Here is a 4893-nt window from a genome sequence, read left to right as displayed (position 1 = left end):
GCGGCCTCCTTTAGGATATTTCTCTCTTCGGTTACTCGACGTAACTCCGCCTTGAGCTTACGTATTTCGTCTTGTTGATTATCAATGGTGACGTGTTGCTTTTCTGGCTTATCAAACTTGTTAATCCAGTTGTGCAAACTTTTGGGAGTAACGCCTAATCTCTCTGCCACATCGGCGATCTGGTGACCACGTTCTGTAACTTGTTTAACGGCTTCGATTTTAAATTCGTCGGGATATCGTTTTCCGCGCATGTAACACCTCATATTTTTGGTTCATTATAACTCTATGAAGTGTCTACTGTTCTAGGGGCTTACCAGTATGGCCAAAGATGTATTTTCAAAACTAGACCTTAACCTTTTAAAAACGTTTATAGTTTTAAGTCAAGAATGCAATATGCGCAAAGCATCTGAACGGCTTTTTGTTTCTCAACCGGCTATTAGCAAATCACTACAGAGGCTCCGTTATGTTTTCGAAGATGAGCTGTTTGTAAAAACTTATCACGGACTTAAAGCCACTGAACTTGCGAAAGAATTAGCACAAAACATCGAGCCTTTAATGAACGAGTTGACCAATGCAGTCAACTATACAGGCGGCTTTAACCCAAGTGAAATAAACAGTGCACTTAAAATCGCAATTTCTCCATTCCTGCTTACCGGCATCGCACAACGGTTATTCACTCAGATTAGAAATGAAGCACCACACGCTGAAGTCCAGTTTCTCCATTGGAACAAGTCCACCGTGCAGGATATTGTCGACGGGAAAATTCACTTAGGGCTTAACTACAATTTGGATAACATTCCAAAAGAACTGCTCAATCAAACTGTCGCCACTGAGAACTTTAAAGCTTATGTCCGTCATAACCACCCTTATGATAAAGAGCTAGTTGAAATACAAGAAGGAACCCAATTTGAGTTTGCGACCTTAATGGCAGCAGACTGGAACTATAATCACTCCATAGCGGAGAAATTACTCAAATCATACGGTCTAGATATTCGCATGGGATTTCGCTCTGAATTACCGTCAGCAGTAATTGAAGTCGTTAAAAGCAGTGATATGATATTTCTATCTTCAAAATACCTAGATTTAGCTTCGGACACCTCATTGAAACCCTTAGATATATCTTTTGGAAAAATACCTTTCAATACAGATATCAATCTCTATTACCATAATAAAGATCGACAAAGCCATACTAACCTTTGGCTGAGAAAGAAAGTAGCAAATGCATTAGCCGTTTAAACGTTATTTAATACGCAACGAGTGAAATCATTAATCGATCTCACTCGCTATAAATGTGAGTCTGCACCGCTAATTTACAAAAACCAATCAAAGGCCGTGCTTTACTTCATCTGTAACAGGCACGACTTGATATTGCTTAGCCCGCAGCCCGATGCATTTAGGAAGTGTAGTCCCTATAGAAATTGAGGACCAAGTACCACTTGCGATACCTACACACAACGCCAAAGCAAACCCTTCTAGTGCCGGACCACCAAGTAAAAGTAGCGCTGATACAGTCACTAAAGTCGTCCCTGAGGTCACAACAGTTCTCGAAAAGGTCGATTGAACTGAAATATCAATCAATTTATCAGTGTTGCCTTCAGGGTCACTTCTAAACACCTCCCTAATGCGATCAGAAATAATAATTGAATCGTTCAGTGAGTATCCCATTATGGCTAAAATAGCCGCCAATGTAGTTAGATTGAATTCCATTTGCAAAAAAGCAAACAAACCAAGCACAAGTAACACGTCGTGAATTAATGCTCCTATCGCTCCTAATGCTAATCGCCAGTCAAAGCGAATACTTAAATATAATAAGATCAAAACAAAACAGGCTAGAACGGCTAAACCGCCTTGCTCAACCATGTCCTTACCCACTTGGGGCCCAATAAAACTACTACTAATTACGCTGTATTCGGGGCTAAGCTCCGATAAATACTGCTGATAGGGTACAGCGTCTTGAGATTGCTCTAAACCAAACCTAAGCAACCAACGCCCATCTTGAACTTGAATAACCTGCACATCTTGTTCTAGCTTGGCATCCATGAATTGTTTGATGTCATTGGCTAAAAGTGCTGGTTCAAGCTGGACCTCGGTGACGACCCCACCAGTAAAATCCAAGCCCCAGTTAAACCCCTTTATAAAGATAAAAATCACTGATAACAGACAGAGCACAGTAGAAAAACCTGTCATAGCCTTGCGGATCGTACTCATATTGACTTGCTTCATGACTAAACCCTCACCGCTTTGCGAGTATCTCTACCCCAAACCAGATTAATCAATATTCTGGATGCAAATACACCCGTAAACATACTTGTCAATAAACCAAGTCCTAGTGTCAGTGCAAACCCTTGGATAGGGCCGTTGCCAATAGAGTACAGCGCTATTGCCACTATCATAGTTGTTAAGTTAGCATCAAAAATCGACGAAGCTGCACTATTAAAGCCGCGCTCAATAGCTAGAGAAAATTGCCGTCCTTCCTTCATCTTATCTCGTATTCTTTCGAAAATGAGTACGTTAGCATCGACTGCCATACCCACAGTTAAAACGAGACCCGCGATGCCAGGTAATGTTAGTACTGCCCCTGGTATCAGCGCGATAAGGCCAAACAAACAAATCATATTAGTTAACAATGCTAAATTAGCTACCCAGCCCAAGCGACGATACCAGAACGCCATAAATAGCAACGTAAAACCTAACCCCAATGCCAAGGCTGAAAAGCCACTTTTAACATTTTCCGCACCGAGTGTAGGCCCAATAGTGCGCTCTTCTATGATAGTCACCGGTGCGGTTAAAGAGCCTGCGCGTAGCAACAAAGCAAGTTCCTGTGCATCTTGCATACTGCCTACTCCAGTAATGCGGAACCGATTACCAAGTTGCGATTGAATTGTGGCTACACTGATCACTTTGTTTTCTTGGTAACTCACCCCTTCATGATCTCGATGATATTCACTAAAAACAGTCGCCATTGGCGAACCGATATTATCGCCAGAATAACGCGACATAAGCCTACCGCCGGTGAAATCTAAAGAGATATTGACTTCAGCGGTACCTAGTTCTCCTATCCCCGCTCTTGCATCAATGATATGGTTCCCTTCAAGAATAGGACGGTGATTAAGCGGCACACTATTTCCTTGTTCATTTTCAACCAGAAATGCACGACTATTGTTGCCTGCAGTGACCGCATAAAAAGCTAAAGATGCTGTGGCCCCAATCACATCTTTCGCTGCGGCAGGATCCTGTATTCCCGGAAGTTCAATGCGTATCCGATTTTCACCTTGGCGCTGAACAATGGCCTCGGTGATCCCAAGCTCTTCAATTCGGCTACGCATCGTTTGTAAATTTTGTTGCACCGTCAAATTTCGAATTGCACGCTGCTCATCTGCTGAAAACATCATTCTGACTTGATTACCGGAAACAACTGAAGTCCAATGCGGAAATTGCCCATCGAGATAAGTTTTTATCTGCCTGAGATCGTGGTTATCACGCAAATTTAGCAAGATCTCACTTTGACTTGTCCTTCCTCGAATTCCTCGAAACTCTCGCCGAACTTCATCAAATACCGATTGACTATGTGCTTGATAAACAGGCTCCATATCTACATCTAATAAAAACTGAACGCCGCCGCGTAGGTCTAACCCTAGCTTAATCGGCGTCAATCCTTTACTGGTAAACCAATGTGGCGCCGCTGGCTCCATGGCTAAAGCAACCGTGACTTCTTCATTGCCAAAATGTTCATTTAGCAAGTTTCGGGCAATTTCTTGTTGACCTATATTCGTGAGAGAAATGATGTAGCGGTCATTACGATGTTCTATTGTATGTACTGATATCCCATGTTGCTGTAGCACATTTGCCGCTACAGCAACATCTATGGTGGTATCGGTTCTATTGGAAACATGAACGGCTTCGCGCTCGCCAAAAACCGAAGGCAAAGCACTCATAAACAAAATGACGAGTGTGATTACCAGTACGACATACTTCCACTTTGCGGAATAATTTATCGGTTTCACGCTTCTATTATTAACCGTCTTCAAATAAGGAACTCCTAATTAACACAGCAAAACACAACAAAAATGCGACCAGCAATCCAAAATTAGACCAAATAGAAAATCAGCCACTGCGAACGAATTGATATCCATCTCGGGTCTATAACAATATTTATACTTCAGTAGTATAGAACTAGCCAATGAATCATAGTCAATGGGCCGATACCCAATGGTTATCAATGAGTCATACCTTGTTCGTAAAATAGGAGCCATGACATATGTAGAATCTTCTTATACTTACTTTAACAAGCGGAATAAAAGTTAACTTTAGGCCCTTGTGTAGTGGCCAAGTTCTCTATGCCACACTGCATAGGACTGATATAAATTAAAATAGAAGGAACCAAGGTTTAACGTCACTAATACCAATCAGTATAAACATTTAGTCACTCAGCGAGAGTTTAGCGGTACTGAGGCAAGGCAACGAGTGAAGAGCATAGTTGTTCTACGGTTAAACTCGTTAACACAGCATCAGAACCGCTAAAACTCGCCATTCTGGCGCGTTTTTGGCTACCTATTTCTGCGTTGAATAACCTCACAAGGGAGCAACCATTGTTTCAGTATTCACTTTGAATTAGCCGGCCTTGAATTAGTTGCCAAAAGCGCGCTGAGTTGATCAAATTCTTATACTGATTGGTATAAAAAGCAAAAAGCCCACTATAAAATAGCGGGCTTTCTATGTATGGCAGTGAGATAGTTGGACTTCAACATTAGGAACCCTAGGGTTCACACTTAAGCTAAAAAGCAAAAAGCCCACTACCTTGCGATAACGGGCTCTTCTTAATATGGTGGTGAGATAGCCGGACTTTAACATTAGGAACCCTAGGGTTCGCTTAAGCTAAAAAGCAAAAAGCCC

The 4893-nt window shown here is 41.9% G+C and carries 5 protein-coding genes; 1 reads left to right on the top strand and 4 read right to left on the bottom strand.

Annotated features, from left to right (window positions below; genetic code table 11):
• Positions 1 to 251 (bottom strand): transposase (locus tag L865_RS0119920; protein ID WP_028774837.1); only part of this gene is annotated, 251 nt, incomplete at its 3' end.
• Between the two features lie 67 nt (positions 252 to 318).
• Between L865_RS0119920 and L865_RS0119915 the strand changes: the two genes are divergently transcribed.
• On the top strand, positions 319 to 1236 hold the full coding sequence (locus tag L865_RS0119915) for a LysR family transcriptional regulator (protein WP_028774836.1): 918 nt from the start codon (positions 319 to 321) through the stop codon (positions 1234 to 1236).
• An 87-nt stretch (positions 1237 to 1323) separates the two neighbouring features.
• Here L865_RS0119915 and secF read toward each other — a convergent pair whose 3' ends face one another.
• The 3 genes from secF to L865_RS25650 form a co-directional block, all read right to left on the bottom strand.
• Positions 1324 to 2223, bottom strand: coding sequence for a protein translocase subunit SecF (gene secF / locus L865_RS0119910; protein WP_028774835.1), 900 nt, complete (start codon positions 2221 to 2223; stop codon positions 1324 to 1326).
• Between the two features lie 2 nt (positions 2224 to 2225).
• Positions 2226 to 4004, bottom strand: coding sequence for a protein translocase subunit SecD (gene secD, locus L865_RS0119905; protein ID WP_245608469.1), 1779 nt, complete (start codon positions 4002 to 4004; stop codon positions 2226 to 2228).
• Positions 4005 to 4438: 434 nt separating this feature from the next.
• Entirely contained in the window at positions 4439 to 4576 is a 138-nt protein-coding gene (locus L865_RS25650) for a hypothetical protein (protein ID WP_157577678.1), read from the bottom strand.
• Positions 4577 to 4893: the final 317 nt, after the last annotated feature.

Origin of the sequence: Shewanella waksmanii ATCC BAA-643 (assembly GCF_000518805.1) — a bacterium.
GTDB classification, from domain to species: Bacteria; Pseudomonadota; Gammaproteobacteria; order Enterobacterales; family Shewanellaceae; genus Shewanella; species Shewanella waksmanii.
The sequence above is the reverse complement of the archived record's forward strand: the minus strand, read 5'-3'. Positions and strand labels throughout refer to the sequence as shown.

Excerpts from the sequence above, each read along its gene's own strand:
- secF (WP_028774835.1), bottom strand. The coding sequence starts at position 2,223 with ATGAAGCAAGTCAATATGAGTACGATCCGCAAGGCTATGACAGGTTTT.
- L865_RS0119915 (WP_028774836.1), top strand. The coding sequence starts at position 319 with ATGGCCAAAGATGTATTTTCAAAACTAGACCTTAACCTTTTAAAAACG.